This window comes from Gordonia sp. NPDC003950 (assembly GCF_053605205.1).
This window is the reverse complement of record NZ_JBSGIT010000017.1, coordinates 74,305-87,856: the sequence shown is the minus strand read 5'-3', so window position 1 is coordinate 87,856 and position 13,552 is coordinate 74,305. Positions and strand designations below refer to the sequence as shown.

General features: G+C 66.9%; 11 protein-coding genes. 7 read left to right on the top strand and 4 right to left on the bottom strand.

Going from position 1 to position 13,552, the window contains the following annotated elements; all coding sequences use genetic code 11:
- Positions 1–10: 10 nt before the first annotated feature.
- A complete protein-coding gene (locus ACWETB_RS16050; protein WP_449744350.1) occupies positions 11–598 on the top strand; it encodes a hypothetical protein in 588 nt (195 codons plus the stop codon).
- Here the strand turns inward: ACWETB_RS16050 and ACWETB_RS16045 are convergent.
- Complete coding sequence (locus ACWETB_RS16045) at positions 552–1,643, bottom strand: threonine aldolase family protein (RefSeq protein ID WP_452212205.1); 1,092 nt, start codon at positions 1,641–1,643, stop codon at positions 552–554. The two genes, ACWETB_RS16050 and ACWETB_RS16045, sit on opposite strands and share 47 nt — an antisense overlap.
- Positions 1,644–1,752: 109 nt before the next feature.
- Between ACWETB_RS16045 and ACWETB_RS16040 the strand changes: the two genes are divergently transcribed.
- Positions 1,753–2,775: an LLM class flavin-dependent oxidoreductase gene (locus ACWETB_RS16040; protein ID WP_449744352.1), complete on the top strand. Its 1,023-nt coding sequence runs from the start codon at positions 1,753–1,755 to the stop codon at positions 2,773–2,775.
- A 31-nt stretch (positions 2,776–2,806) separates the two neighbouring features.
- Here the strand turns inward: ACWETB_RS16040 and ACWETB_RS16035 are convergent, their stop codons facing one another.
- Together ACWETB_RS16035 and ACWETB_RS16030 are read right to left on the bottom strand one after the other, a co-directional pair.
- Positions 2,807–3,169: a hypothetical protein gene (locus ACWETB_RS16035; protein WP_449744353.1), complete on the bottom strand. Its 363-nt coding sequence runs from the start codon at positions 3,167–3,169 to the stop codon at positions 2,807–2,809.
- Between the two features lie 128 nt (positions 3,170–3,297).
- Positions 3,298–5,151, bottom strand: a complete 1,854-nt coding sequence (locus ACWETB_RS16030; RefSeq protein WP_452212202.1) for an acyl-CoA thioester hydrolase/BAAT C-terminal domain-containing protein — start codon at positions 5,149–5,151, stop codon at positions 3,298–3,300.
- Between the two features lie 110 nt (positions 5,152–5,261).
- Here ACWETB_RS16030 and ACWETB_RS16025 point away from each other — a divergent pair, with 110 nt between their 5' ends.
- From ACWETB_RS16025 to ACWETB_RS16005, 5 genes are all read left to right on the top strand, one after another.
- The gene (locus ACWETB_RS16025) at positions 5,262–6,263 is read left to right on the top strand and encodes a hypothetical protein (RefSeq protein ID WP_452212200.1); all 1,002 of its coding nucleotides are present in this window, start codon (positions 5,262–5,264) and stop codon (positions 6,261–6,263) included.
- Between the two features lie 99 nt (positions 6,264–6,362).
- Positions 6,363–8,789, top strand: coding sequence for a Tex-like N-terminal domain-containing protein (locus ACWETB_RS16020; RefSeq protein WP_452212226.1), 2,427 nt, complete (start codon positions 6,363–6,365; stop codon positions 8,787–8,789).
- A gap of 4 nt (positions 8,790–8,793) precedes the next feature.
- Complete coding sequence (locus ACWETB_RS16015; protein WP_449744356.1) at positions 8,794–9,213, top strand: NUDIX hydrolase; 420 nt, start codon at positions 8,794–8,796, stop codon at positions 9,211–9,213.
- A 303-nt stretch (positions 9,214–9,516) separates the two neighbouring features.
- On the top strand, positions 9,517–10,329 hold the full coding sequence (locus ACWETB_RS16010; RefSeq protein ID WP_452212198.1) for a shikimate 5-dehydrogenase: 813 nt from the start codon (positions 9,517–9,519) through the stop codon (positions 10,327–10,329).
- A gap of 151 nt (positions 10,330–10,480) precedes the next feature.
- Positions 10,481–11,812, top strand: coding sequence for a DUF4185 domain-containing protein (locus ACWETB_RS16005; protein ID WP_452212196.1), 1,332 nt, complete (start codon positions 10,481–10,483; stop codon positions 11,810–11,812).
- 6 nt (positions 11,813–11,818) lie between these two features.
- Here ACWETB_RS16005 and poxB read toward each other — a convergent pair whose 3' ends face one another.
- Positions 11,819–13,552, bottom strand: a complete 1,734-nt coding sequence (poxB, locus tag ACWETB_RS16000; RefSeq protein WP_452212194.1) for a ubiquinone-dependent pyruvate dehydrogenase — start codon at positions 13,550–13,552, stop codon at positions 11,819–11,821.

Sequence of the window (13,552 nt, the reverse complement as noted above, 5' to 3'; positions counted from 1 at the left end):
CATGTGCGACATGACAAGTCGCTACTACGCCTATCCGGTGCGCGCGGACGCCGTCGAGGCCGCGCGCCGTGACCCGATCTCGGTCATCCCCGCCGATCCTCTCGCCGATGCCTGGGGTCTGGTACCGGTGGCCGTCGGTTCGGGTTCGTTTGCCTCGGGTATCGGTGCCCGCGCCCGGCCCATCGTCTGGACGATGGTTCCCGAGATGCGCAATGTCGACATGTTGTGCCTCGATGACCGGTGGTTCGTGCTCAGCGCCCTGCTGTGGCGCGGATCGGGACGTGACGCCGCGCCGCGCCCGGCCTCGGCGCTGGTTGCGCCCGGTGCCGGGACCCGTGATGCGGTGTGCCGGCGACGGACGACGGTCCTGGACGCAGGGCAGGTGGCCGGGGTCGCCGCCGACATCGCGCTTCTCGAACCGGTGACCGACCGCGATCCGATCCTGCGGTATGCGCCGGGGTGGACTCTCGCCGACATCAACCACATGATCGGCCGGACCCGCCGGTTCGTGGCCGGAGTCGCCTTGCGCCGAATGGGACTGGCGTACTCGATCAGTCCCGCCGAACCGGCGACCCGGATGCGAATTGCTGCCGGATGATCTCGGCGAACCCATCGACGTCCGAGGGAGTGGTGTCCCACGATGTCATCCAGCGCACCTCACCCCGCTCGCGTGCCCAGTCGTGGAAGTAGACGTCGCCGCGGATGGCGTCGGCGATGTCCACGGGGAGCGTGGCGAAGATCGCGTTGGCCGGGCTGTCCTGGGCGAAACCGAAACCGGGCAGTGCGCCGTCTGCGGTGGCGGCCTCGAGATGGGTACGCAGCCGCCGGGTCATGGCATTGGCATGGCGAGCGTTGCGCAGCCCGAGATCGTCGGTGAACATGGCCTCGAGTTGCGCCGATAGGAACCGCATCTTGCTCGGCAACTGCGCGGCGGCCTTTCGGACATACTCGATACCCGCGATGCGATCGGGGTCGATGACGACCACCGCCTCGGCGCCGAGCGCACCGTTCTTGGTTGCGCCCAGGCTGAGTACATCCACCCCGACATCGGTCGTGAACGCACGGAAGGACTCCTCGAGCGCGGCCGCGGCGTTCCACAATCGGGACCCGTCGAGGTGCACTGGCAGACCGAGGCGGTGTGCGGTCTCGCAGATCGCGGCGATCTCGTCGACGGAGTACACCGTGCCGAGCTCGGTGACCTGGGTGATGCTCACCGCAGACGGCTGCGCGCGCTGCGGATCTCCCCGGGCGGCGACCTTCTCGATGATCTGATCGGGAGTGAGTTTTCCGTCGGCGGTCGCGGCCGTCAGCAGTTTGATCCCGGAGATCTGTTCGGGCGCACCACCTTCGGATGTCGCGATGTGAGCGGTGTCGGTGGTGATGACCGCTCCCCACCGGGGTGTGGCAGCGGTGAGGGCGACCACATTTGCGCCGGTGCCGTTGAAGGCCGGCAACACCTCGGCTCGGGGACCGAAGACCTCGCGAATCGTCGCGCGCAACGCCGCGGTGTGGAGGTCACCACCGTAGGCGGGTTGGTGTCCGGGGTTGGCCCGCGTGATGGCGGCGAGCACGTCGGGATGGACGCCGGCGTGATTGTCGCCGGCGAACGTGTGCCGACCGGCGTCGTTCGATGTCGGGGTCATGCGAAACAGACTCTCACACCACGCAATCGGCGACGGCGCAACTGAGTCGTATCGATGGTGCAGACTGTTGGGGACGACGCCGCGCCGGTACGAGAGGAACCCGTTTTTCATGCCCACCCCGGACCGTCCGTTGCGCAAGCTCGGCTTCCTCACCATCGGATCGTTCGATCCCGACCGTCCCCGCGAGGGTCATCTCGAGACGCTGTCGGTGATCGAACGCGCAGAGGACCTCGGATTCGACAGCGTGTGGTTACGACACCGGCATCTGCAGTACGGGATATCCTCGCCGGTGGCGATGATGGCGGCCGCGGCCGTGCGGACCCGTCGCATCGAATTGGGTACCGCCGTCACCCCACTCGGCTGGGAGAACCCGCTGCGGTTGGCCGAGGATCTCGCCACCGTCGACCTCCTGTCCGGTGGACGCGTCAATCCGGGTGTGTCCGTGGGAACCCCGATGCGATACGACGACGTCAAGGCGTCGCTGTACCCCGATACCTTCGACATCGAGGACTTCTCCAAGGATCGTGTGCTGCGGTTGCTGACGTGCCTGCGCGGGGAGCCGGTCAGCGCCTTCGAAGGGGTCGTCGGAATCGAATCGTTCTCCCGCCGCGTCCAGCCTCACTCGCCGGGACTCGCCGATCGGGTCTGGTACGGCGGTGGTCGGGATTCGGCGATCTGGACCGGGCGGCAGGGACTGAACTATCTGACGTCGTCGGTGGTGTCGATCGAGGGTACCGAGTCGCGGGATTTCGCGACGATCCAGGCCGAGCACATCGATGCCTATCTCGCCCATCATCCGAATCCCGCCGCGGCGCGCGTCTCGCAGGGGCTCGTCGTGATCCCCACCGACTCCGCGACACCCGGCCAGATCGAGCGGTACCGGGCCTACGCCGCATCACGATTCGAACGCACACTCACCCCACAGGGACCGCGCGGCATGATGTTCGCCGCCGACATCGTCGGGCCCAGCGAAGAGATCGCGCAGATCCTGCACGCGCACGCCGGTTTTCGGCGCGCCGACGAGGTGGCGTTCGCCCTGCCCTTCAGCTTCGCCGCCGCGGACTACGCGCAGATCATCTCCGACATGGCGCAGCGATTGGGGCCGGCGCTGGGCTGGACGCCGACGAGTTGATCTCCGGGTATCGCGGTCCGATGCGAATTGGTCAGCGCGGCAACGGCTTCGTCGTCGACGGCGGGTAGCTGGCGATGAGCTGCATGTAGTACGCGTTCGGCGCGAACGGATACATGTAGTGCCAATCGCCCAACGGTCCGCGCTGTAGGTAGGTCACCGACCGGTTGCCCGAGATGGTGAAGCAGTAGATCCCGGCGGTGCCGTAGGGGCTGAGATAGATCGGCCGTTCCGGTTTCGTGAGGTCCACCGGCGTGCGGAACTTCTGGCTGCACGGTGTGTAGGTGAAGCCCTCGAGCGGTGCGGCGTGTGCGATCGAGGCTCCGCCGCAGACGGCGGTCAGGGTGATCGCTGTGGTGGCGAGGCCGAGGCCGAGGCGCCGAAGGGTAAAAGACATCGTGACGATCCTCTCGAGTGGTGGTGACTCGTGCTCTTGGTCGTTCCCCTTCTTCATCGCGCTGACGATGGTGCTGTTACACGCCGTGTCGCACCGACGGTCACTCGGTCACTCGGTCACCGAACCCGTCATCCGGCAATGAATGTGACGATGTCGTCGGTGAGGGCAAGGCATGCCGAAGCGTGCTCTGCCGCACGCCCGCCCAAGTCGATCCCGCCGGCCAGTTGCACGGTCGTCGGGAACAGTCCCGGGCGGAGGAAGTGGCCGGCGCCCTCATATCGGATGTGTTTGTCCGAGGATGTATTTCGTCGGCCGAGGAGGGCATCGGCCATGCGTTCGGACGGCCAGAGCGCATCGTCGGAGCCGCTGATGCACAGTATGGGGCAGGTGATCCGCTCGGATGCCAGCTGGGCCTCGGGGGCGATGCTTCTGCGCAGCCCCTCGTCGTAGGCGGGGTGCAGTCGCAGCACGGTTGGCCGCCCCGCGCCGATGTCGCGCGACAATCGCCACGCATTGCCCACCAGTTGTGGCATCAGTGCGCCGGTGGGCAGCGCGGCAAAGGGAGATGGCCAGGCGTCGAGGGTCCACGACGACGTGCCGGGTATTTCCCCGTCGGGGCCGATGGCCTGCCAGATGACACTGCTGGGACTGAGCAGGATCACGTGGGACACACCGAGATCCGCTCGATGGGAGAGCGTCGCAGTCAGTCCTTCTGCTCCCCGGGACAGGCCCACCGCGGCCACCGATGAACCACTGCGAGCGCACAGCCAGGCGATCGCCGAGGCGAATCGTTCCAGCGGGATCTCGCTGACCGGAGCGGCCTCGGGGTCGTCATCGAGCCATCCGTACGCGAGTGCGGTGTGACCGCGCGACGCCAGGGCGCCGATCATCGCACGCTGTGAGTCCACCCCACCCTCCGAGCCGCCGAAACACACCACCGCCGGTCCGATCGCGGACGCGGGTGTTGCAAGCAGGCCCGGCCGCCCGTCGACCAGGACGTCGGTGACCTCGACGCCGGCTGCGACCGGGTGTCGTCGGCAGGTGAGCGCGGTGCGGCGATCTCCGGCCCTGGCTTCCACCCGAACGAGCCACGGTTCGGTCGGCGGGATGAACAGGTCGGCGTGATCGGCGGGTCCGTCGAACTCCATCGCCCAGATCGGGACATTCGTGACCTGGGCCGAACCGTCCGCGCGTGTGGACCAGCGCCACAGCCCGCCATACAGGTCGGTGGCGGTCGTGGTGACATCAACCGTCTCACCGGTGGATTCGAGAGTGATGGTCAATGGTTCGTCGTGGCGGGAGTCCAGGGGGACATCCACCCCGAGCCGCGGGTCGATGGATGCCGCCTGCGCCGGTGGCTGAGGCACCGGGCTTCCCGGTGCCAGCGACGCGTCCCGGCGTGCCATCTGTGCCGATTTCTTGTCGAACCAGGCCGGGAACACACCGGACGCGGTGCCGGCGATCCCCATCAGCGTGAAGGGGAGGACCCAGTAACAGATGATCGACAGAGTCGAGCCGCCGTCGCGAATGGTGGCGTCGCCCTGCACGATCGGCGGGATGAGCGAGGCCACGGTCATCAGGCCGAACACCGCGGTCCACATCCAGGTCATGGCGGTGGTGATGACTCGGAATCCGTCGGTGGCCGCGGTCGCCGCATCGACCGATGCGGTTGCGTACTCGCGGACGAATGGTCGTCGGACAAGCAGACCGACCAGGGCGACCAGAAAGATCCCGGCATTTCCGAGTGGCTGCAGCCAGCGTTCCAGGAAGGCGTCGCTGACCGAGAACGACAATGCCGAGAGCACGACGAACACCGCGACCGCGCCCACCTCGAGGGAATGCCACGGGCGACGGAGCGCCCGGTTGATCACCACGGCAAGTGCCGAGAGTCCCAGGGCGATGAGCACCGCTCCCCGGAACGGCATGTTGCCCACCAGGATCCAGTAGACAATCCAGGGGGAGAAGCCGATCAGAAAACCCACTCCGAACACCTCCGTGATCGATGCCGACCCTGCGTGGAAATGGTATGCCGCGCGCGTTGTGGAGCGTGGGTCAATCACGGCAGATCGACGGATGTGACACCCTGATCCCCATGAGCGATGACGTGGCGCAACGACTTCTCGACGCCCAGATCGCCTTCACCCGACGCCAATTGCTGACGCCCGCCGAGTACGGCAGCCTGGTGGTGGAGGCCGTCGACGCGTTCCTCGACGACGCGGCGACACTGACTCTCGACGATGTGGTCACCCGTGAGCTCATCAAACTCGTCGCGCACAAGTACACGGTGCAGATGCCGGTGGAGGGTTCCATCCCGGAGCTGGTCGGCGAGATCGGCGGACGCATCTACCGGCACCGGGCCAATGACGAGTACCGACTCGCCGACATCGCCGACCCCGCCGAATTCGACGCGTTGGTCGCCGCGATCACCGACACCGGTCTTGTCCGGCGTTTGGCCACCCAGGTCATCGAGAGTCCGGCCGCAATGGACGCCTGCGTGGAGCTCGTGACGCAGACCCTCGATGCCGCGATCGAGGAACGACGGGCAGACGGCGAGACCGGCGGGGTGCGTGCGGCGCTGATCCGTGCGGTCACCCGAGTGGCCGCACCGGCGGTTCCGGTGCTCGAATCCGGCGTGGAGCGGGTGGCCCGGATCGGTATGCGTCGTCTGGCGATGATGGTCGAACGCGACGGGGACGACGTCCTCGGTGCCGCGGCGCGGGAGCTCTGGCGGGAGCGCTCCGCCGAGGTGATCGGCCGTTTCCGTGACGTGCTGGAACCCGGCGACGTCGAAGACCTGGTGGTGGTGGCCTTCGAATTCTGGAAGTCGTTCCGTGACACCGACTATTTCCGACCCCTGCTCGACGAGGGCATCGACCACGTCTTCGACAAATACGGCACGGTCGCTCTCACCGACCTGCTGGCCGACCTGGGGATCGGTCGGGCAGATCTGATCGAGGAGGGACTGCGGTTCGGGCCGGTGGTTCTGACCCGCCTCGACGAGCGGGGCATGCTCGAACCTCTGCTGCGGCGTCAGTTCGCCCCCTTCTACTCCTCTCCGGAGTTCCAGGCGGCGCTGCGCGGCGACGGTCTGTGAGACCTCGAGTCCCCGGCGCGGATGTCGAGTCCCTGGCGGGGACGCCGAGGACCCGACACACCTCGCCGGGCGCCGAGCCTGTCGGTGGTCTTCGGTAGGGTGCTGCGGGTGAGTTCGAGCGCACCAGTAGTACCCGGAGTGAAAACAGTCAACGCGCGTCTGGCCGAGGAATTGGCGGTCGGCGAAAATCAGGTGGCCGCGGCCGTGCGGTTGCTCGATGACGGGTCGACGGTCCCGTTCATCGCGCGCTACCGCAAGGAGGTGACCGGAAGCCTCGATGACGCACAATTGCGCACCCTCGACGAGCGGCTGCGGTATCTCCGCGAACTCGACGAGCGACGGGCCGCCGTTCTGTCGTCGATCGAGGAACAGGGCAAACTCACCGACGCGCTCCGCGCCGCACTGGTGGCCGCCGACACCAAGTCCCGCGTCGAGGACATCTATCTCCCGTACAAACCCAAGCGGCGCACCAAGGCCCAGATCGCTCGCGAGGCGGGTCTGGAACCGCTGGCCGACCGGCTGCTCGCCGATCCCGCGCTCGTCCCGGAGGAGGCTGCGACCGCGTTCCTGTCCGACGATGTCGCCGATGCGGCGGCCGCACTCGAGGGCGCTCGTCACATCGTGATCGAGCGGGCGTCCGAGGACGCCGAGTTGGTGGGCGCGGTACGCGAGAAGTTCTGGGCCGAAGGGGCGTTGCGCACCACGCCGCGATCCGAGCAGGCAGCCACGTCGCCTGCGGGACAAAAGTTTCGGGACTATTTCGACTTCTCCGAGCCGCTGGACACGATGCCGTCGCATCGTGTGCTGGCGGTGTTGCGCGGTGAGAAGGAAGAGGTGCTCTCGCTCGATTTCGATGGCGGCGAGGACGATGCCTACCAGGCGATGGTCGCCGCGACCCTGGGTGTGGACACCTCGCACCCCGGTGCGGGAACTCCCTGGCTGACGCAGACGGTGCGGTGGGCCTGGCGGACCAAACTGATGGTGTCCACCGCCGTCGACGCACGGGTGCGTCTGCGGCAGCGTGCCGAAGAGGCCGCGGTCGCGGTCTTCGCCACCAACCTCAAGGACCTGTTGCTGGCCGCGCCGGCCGGCGAGCGCGCCACTCTGGGCCTCGATCCTGGGTTCCGTACGGGAGTCAAGGTCGCCGTGGTCGATTCGACGGGAAAGGTCCTCGACACCTGCGCTATCTATCCGCATCAGCCGCAAAAGCAATGGGATCAGGCCAAGGCGACACTCGGGGCACTCGTGGCGCGCCACGGTGTCGATCTGATCGCCATCGGCAATGGCACCGCATCCCGCGAAACCGATGCTCTGGCAACCGAACTCATCGCCGACATCAAACGCTCCGGCGCGGCTGCGCCCACCAAGGCGATGGTCAGTGAGGCCGGTGCATCGGTCTATTCGGCCTCAGAATACGCCTCCCGCGAATTGCCGGCGCTCGACGTGTCACTCCGCGGAGCGGTGTCGATCGCCCGGCGACTCCAGGATCCCCTGGCCGAGTTGGTCAAGATCGAGCCCAAATCGATCGGCGTCGGCCAGTATCAGCACGACATCACTCCGGGAACCCTCGCCCGCAGCCTCGACGCGGTGGTCGAGGACGCGGTGAATGCCGTCGGTGTCGACCTCAACACCGCGTCGGTTCCGCTGCTGTCGCGAGTCTCGGGGGTGACCACCACTCTCGCTGAGGCCATCGTCGCCCACCGGGACAGCGTCGGCGCGTTTCGCAACCGCAAAGCCCTCCTGGACGTTCCGCGGCTGGGCCCCAAGGCATTCGAACAATGCGCGGGGTTCCTGCGGATCCGCGGTGGAGACGACCCGCTGGACACCTCGGGTGTCCATCCCGAGGCATACCCCGTGGTGCGCCGCATCCTCGACCGCTCCGGGGTGACGCTCACCGAGCTCATCGGAAACGAGCGGACGCTGCGTGGCCTGCGTCCGGTCGAGTTCGCCGACGATCGCTTCGGCGTGCCGACGGTGACCGACATCCTCGCCGAACTCGAGAAGCCCGGTCGTGATCCGCGTCCCGCCTTCACCACCGCCGCGTTCGCCGACGGCGTTGAGAAGGTCGCCGATCTCAGGCCCGGGATGGTGCTCGAGGGCGTCGTCACCAATGTCGCCGCCTTCGGTGCCTTTGTGGATGTGGGGGTGCATCAGGATGGGCTCGTGCACGTCTCCGCGATGGCCGACCGATTTGTCTCGGATCCGCATGAGGTGGTGAAGTCGGGTCAGGTAGTGCGTGTCAAGGTCGTCGACGTCGATGTCGAGCGGCAACGGATCGGGCTCAGTCTGCGGCTCAACGACGATGCGCGGTCCGCCGGCGGTAAGGGCGAGGCACGTCGCGGAGGCGGTCCGCAGGCCCGCGACAAGGGTGCCGGTGGGGCACAGCAGAATCGGCGCGAACAGCGGAACGGCAACGGGCGCAGCAAGTCCGGACGTGGGGGACAGGGCGGTAACGATCGTCGGCGCGAGTCCGCACCGAACGGTTCGATGGCACAGGCATTGCGCGACGCCGGCTTCGGCCGTTGATCTGATGCCCGTCGATCCGGCCGCCGAGCGGGTCATCGTCGTCAGTGCCGTGGTGCTCCGTGACGCCGCGGGTGCGTTGCTGACGGTGCGCAAGTCGGGTAGTGCGTTGTTCATGCTGCCCGGCGGCAAACCGGAGCCCGGCGAGACGCCTCGGCAGGCCGCCGTCCGCGAGTGCGGTGAGGAGATCGGGGTCTGGCTCGACGCCGAGGAACTCACCGCACTCGGCGAGTTCACCGCTGCCGCTGCCAACGAGGCAGGCTACGAGGTGCGCGCGAGCCTCTTTTCCCATCCGGCGATGCCCCACGCCGAGCCGGGCGCCGAGATCGCCGAAGTACGTTGGCTGGCCATCGATCCCATCGACCGCGAGAAACCGCTCGCACCGCTGCTGCGCGACCACGTGATCCCGCTGCTCCGGTCGCGCTGACCCGCCGACGGGCGGGAAGCCGGCTGGCGATAGCCCGCGTTGGCGCTCGCCCGCCGTTCGATCGCCCATCCCGCCGTTCGATCGCCCATCCCGCTGGTCGAGCCGTCCCAGGGCGTTGGCCGCCGCGTTGAGCTCCGTCGACACGGAGGGCCGTGTCCGCGGGCCGGGCTTGTCGAGTGTCCTCGCCGCCATACTCCACGACGGTCTCGACACCTCCTGAACCCACCCCGCGCCCACGGCCCGGCGGACAAGCCCGGCCCGGGGACACGACCTCTGCCGGTGCTCCTGGGCTAGCCTGAGTCGGTGCCAATCCTGAACAAAGACATGACGCTGTGCATCTCCCTGGCCGGGCGGCCGTCCAACATCGGCACCCGGTTCCACAACTACCTGTACGACGAGCTGGGGCTGAACTACATCTACAAGGCGTTCACCACCGACGACATCGCCGGCGCGATCACCGGCGTTCGCGCGTTGGGCATCCGCGGGTGTTCGGTGTCGATGCCGTTCAAGGAGGCCGTGATCCCGCTCGTCGACGACATCGCGGAATCGGCATCGGTCATCGAGTCGGTCAACACGATCGTCAACGACGACGGGCGCCTATCCGCGTCGAACACCGATGTGGAGGCGATTGCCGCCCTCATTGTCGAGCACGAACTCGATTCCGACGCAACGGTTCTGGTGCAGGGTTCCGGTGGCATGGCCAAGGCGGTGACCGGAGCATTCCGCAACGCCGGATTCGCCGACGTCGCCGTCGCGGCTCGCAACGAGGTCGCGGGCGGCGCCCTCGCGGACAAGTACGGCTACCGGTTCATCCCCGCACCTGTCGCCGGAGCCGACATTGTCGTCAACGTGACGCCGCTGGGTATGCAGGGTGCCGACGCGCAGGTCCAGGCCTTCGACGGCGACGTCATCGAGGCAGCGCGGGTCGTCTTCGACGTGGTGGCATTCCCGTCCGAGACGCCGCTGATCGCGGCGGCACGCGCGGCAGGCAAGGAGGTGATCACGGGCGCCGAGGTGATCGCGTTGCAGGCGGCGGCACAGTTCGAGAAGTACACCGGGGTCGCGTTGACGGCCGAACAGGTGGCCCGGGCGTCGGAGTTCTCGCGGGCCGAGTGATCAGCGCCGTCACAGGTGATTCCAAGCTGAGACGGAATCGTGATCGAGTTGACCGAGGTCGGTGCTCTCCATCTGATCTGATGTCACATCAGTAACATCAATCACTTCCGTCACGGTCTACCGCTGTGTCGGGGCTGGGAGACGACACCGGATGACTCGACGGCGAATCGGGCCCACTCGGGTGGTGGCGTGTGCGTTGGCTGTCTCGGCCACCATGGTCGGCGCGTCACTGCTGGCTACCGGGACCGCCGCTGCGTCTCCGTGTGGCAACGGGTCCTCCGGGTCGAGTGGCTCCAGCGGATCGCTGGACCTGGGTTCACTGGGCCTGGGGTCGGGGAGCTCGTCGAATCCCAGCACCGGTCCGCAGGGTGCGTTGCCGTACTACCGCACCGATGTCTCACGCACCGTCGCGTGGGTCACCGGCCCCCGCAGTCCCAATCTGACATTCAGCCGCTTCACGATCTCGGGCACCGATCTCGGCGTCAGCTGGGATAACGGCGACGGACAGACCCTGATGGCCTTCGGAGACACCTTCGGCGACTGCTCGGCTACAGGTCAGCAGTGGCGACACAACGTGCTGCTGCGGACCAACGACACGAACCTGGCCGACGGGATCACCGTGCCCGCCGCGGACCCGAACTCCACGACGTCGGGAAGTGTGGTGACCGCCGACCGGCCCACCTACGCCCAGCAGCTGATCTCGGCAGTCGGTTTTCAGGGCGTCGAGGTGACCACGATCCCCACCGCAGCCATCTCGCTGCCGAAACCTGACGGCCCCGGTTTCCGGCAGTACATGAACTACATGTCGGTGCGGTCGTGGGGCTCGGCCGGGAACTGGGTCACCAACTTCTCGGCCATCGCCTACTCCGATGACAACGGGCAGACGTGGACCACCGACACAAAAACCATCCTCATCAACGCGCCGGTCGACTTCGAGTTGCCAGAAGGCTGGCGGCCATTGGATACCAACAACGGCAAGTTCCAGCAGAACGCATACTTCCGAGGTCACGGAGCCGACAGCGAGTGGGTGTACCAATTGGGCACGCCCAACGGACGTTTCGGCGCCGCGTTCCTGGCGCGGTTCCATCCCAACGATATTCTCGACCTGGACAAATATCAGTACTGGACGGGCACTGGCGACGGATGGGTGGACACGATCAGCGAAATCCCCGAAGGCACGTCGCAGATCGTACCTTCGCCGGTCACCGAGGCCTCGGTGTCGTGGAGTCCCTATCTGAACAAATACATCATGCTCGACGGGGACAACGGCATTCGGATTCGCACCGCCGACAAGCCCGAGGGGCCGTGGAGTTCGGCGTTCACCCTGGTGGAGCCGGGCGCGGTGGTGCTGTACGGGCCCATGATGCTGCCCCAATCGCCCGCGCTCACCGGCAGCGGAAAAGACCTGTACTTCAACGCTTCCCGGTGGAGTGACTACAACGTCATGCTGGTCCGGAGCGACCTGTCGAAGGTGCCGAAGTAGCGGTCGTCAGTCGAACAGGCGTCGGAACAGGTTGGTCTCGGCGAGGTCGACGAGTTCGTCGCCCCGGCCGGACAGCACGGTACGGATGGCGTAGAGGGTGAATCCCTTCGCCTGGGCCGCGGTCACAGTCGGCGGAATCGACAGTTCCTGACGGGCGGTGGCCACGTTCAGCACGGCCGGCCCGTCGTGGGTGAGGAACTCCTCGACGGCGGCCTCGAGATCGCCGGGTTGCTCGACCCGTCTTCCGAAGATCCCCATCGATGTCGCCATCGCGGCGAAATCCGGGTTCACCAAATCGGTTCCGTAGTTGACGAATCCGGCCGCCTTCATCTCGACCTCTACGAAGTTCAGTGACGAGTTGTCGAAGACCACGACCTTCACCGGCAATCGGTTCTGGGTCAGGGTGATCAACTCGCCCAACAGCATGGTCAGGCCGCCGTCGCCGGCGAGCGCGATCACCTGCCGCCCCGGGAACGCGGCCTGGGCACCGATGGCCTGCGAGAGGGCGTTGGCCATCGAACCATGCGTGAACGAACCGATCAGCCGACGGGAACCGTTCATCTGCACGTACCGGGCCGCCCAGACGACCGGTGACCCGACGTCGGGGATGAACACCGCGTCGTCGGCTGCGTGGCGGCTGAGCAACCTGGTCAGATACTGCGGGTGGATCGGCGTCTTGCCGTCGTCGACGGCCAGGTCGTCCAGTGCCGCACGGGTTTTGCGGTAGTGATCGCGTGCCGCCTGCAGATGGTCGGATGATCGGGCGCCGCTCAACAGGGGCGTCAACGCGGGCAGCGTGTCGGCGACGGTGCCGACCAGTGCGACGTCGACGGGGGTCCGTCGGCCGATCTGCTCACCCCGCACATCAAGCTGGATGATGGTCGCCTCGGACGGATAGAACTGCTGATAGGGGAAGTCGGTGCCCAGCATCACCAGGGTGTCGCATCGCTCGATCGCCCGATACCCCGAGGAGAAGCCGAGCAACCCGGTCATCCCGACGTCGAAGGGATTGTCGTACTCGACGAACTCCTTGCCGCGCAACGCATGCACGATCGGTGCCTGCAGGGTCCGGGCAAAATCCAGCAGAGCGGTGTGTGCCCCCGCCACTCCGGCGCCGGCGAGGATCGTCACCCGCTCGGACTGGTCGAGAAGTCCTGCGACCCTGCGCAATTCGTTTTCGGGTGGGGTGACCACGGTGGGAATGGCGCGGATCGGGGCACCGGACCGGCGTCCTGACGCCTTGGCCAGAAAGATCTCGCCGGGCACGATCAATACCGCGACACCGCGGGTCTCGATGGCCGTGCGCAACGCGATGTCGAGCAGTCGCGGCATCTGCTCGGGCGTCGACACCATCTCACAGAACGAACTGCATTCGGCGAACAGGCGCTCCGGGTGGGTTTCCTGGAAGTAGCCGCTGCCGATCTCCGGTGCCGGGATGTGCGCGGCGATCGCGAGCACCGGCACCCGCGACCGGTGCGCGTCGTAGAGTCCGTTGATCAGGTGGAGATTGCCCGGTCCGCAACTTCCGGCGCAGACCGCGAGCTCACCGGTGAGTGCGGCATCGGCGGAGGCCGCGAACGCGGCCGCCTCCTCGTGTCGGACGTGGACCCAGTCGATCGAGCCGTCACGGCGCAGCGCGTCGGTGAAACCGTTGAGCGAGTCGCCGGGGATTCCGTAGACCCGGGTCACCCCGGAGGCCTTGATGGTCTCGACCAGATTGTCAGCGACGGTGGAAGCCAT

What these genes read in the sequence shown, in the direction of transcription:
- ACWETB_RS16050 (WP_449744350.1), top strand. Translation starts at nt 11, where the DNA reads ATGACAAGTCGCTACTACGCCTATCCGGTGCGCGCGGACGCCGTCGAG.
- ACWETB_RS16045 (WP_452212205.1), bottom strand. Translation starts at nt 1,643, where the DNA reads ATGACCCCGACATCGAACGACGCCGGTCGGCACACGTTCGCCGGCGAC.
- ACWETB_RS16040 (WP_449744352.1), top strand. Translation starts at nt 1,753, where the DNA reads ATGCCCACCCCGGACCGTCCGTTGCGCAAGCTCGGCTTCCTCACCATC.
- ACWETB_RS16035 (WP_449744353.1), bottom strand. Translation starts at nt 3,169, where the DNA reads ATGTCTTTTACCCTTCGGCGCCTCGGCCTCGGCCTCGCCACCACAGCG.
- ACWETB_RS16025 (WP_452212200.1), top strand. Translation starts at nt 5,262, where the DNA reads ATGAGCGATGACGTGGCGCAACGACTTCTCGACGCCCAGATCGCCTTC.
- ACWETB_RS16015 (WP_449744356.1), top strand. Translation starts at nt 8,794, where the DNA reads ATGCCCGTCGATCCGGCCGCCGAGCGGGTCATCGTCGTCAGTGCCGTG.
- ACWETB_RS16005 (WP_452212196.1), top strand. Translation starts at nt 10,481, where the DNA reads ATGACTCGACGGCGAATCGGGCCCACTCGGGTGGTGGCGTGTGCGTTG.
- poxB (WP_452212194.1), bottom strand. Translation starts at nt 13,552, where the DNA reads ATGGCTTCCACCGTCGCTGACAATCTGGTCGAGACCATCAAGGCCTCC.